A 382-nucleotide genomic window follows, 5' to 3' on the forward strand; every position below is an offset into this window, starting at 1 on the left:
GTCGGCTCCATCCCGCGCGACGTGCGCACGAACAGCGGATCGCCGAAATACTCGCGCAGCCGGCCGAGGGCGGTGCTCACGCGCGGCTGACTCACGCCGAGCAGGTCGCCCGCGCGGCTCACGTTGCGCGCGTCGTCGAGCGCGACGAGGTAGGGAATCAGGTTCAGATCGAGCGCATCCATGGCCGGGCCGGTATCTTCAAAACGTATACAACATATCTCCTGAATCGCGTTGCCGCATAGTCGGGAAAGCGCTCAAATGTGTTCCACGATTCGAATTAATGCTCTGGAGACGAACAATGCGCACCCAAGTCGCGATCATCGGCGCCGGTCCGTCCGGCCTTCTGCTTTCCCACCTGCTGCGCCTGCAAGGCGTCGATTCC

The 382-nt window shown here is 62.8% G+C and carries 2 protein-coding genes; one reads left to right on the plus strand and one right to left on the minus strand.

Annotation, left to right across the window (positions count from 1 at the left end; genetic code table 11):
* A partial coding sequence (locus tag M3205_RS25745; protein ID WP_285887055.1) for a helix-turn-helix domain-containing protein occupies positions 1–182 on the minus strand: 182 nt, incomplete at its 3' end.
* Positions 183–298: 116 nt separating this feature from the next.
* Between M3205_RS25745 and M3205_RS25340 the strand changes: the two genes are divergently transcribed.
* The coding region (locus tag M3205_RS25340; protein ID WP_251172377.1) for an FAD-dependent monooxygenase at positions 299–382 on the plus strand (84 nt) is incomplete at its 3' end.

The sequence above is a fragment of the Cytobacillus firmus genome, from assembly GCF_023715565.1.
Lineage (GTDB): Bacteria > Bacillota > Bacilli > Bacillales > Cytobacillaceae > Cytobacillus > Cytobacillus firmus_C.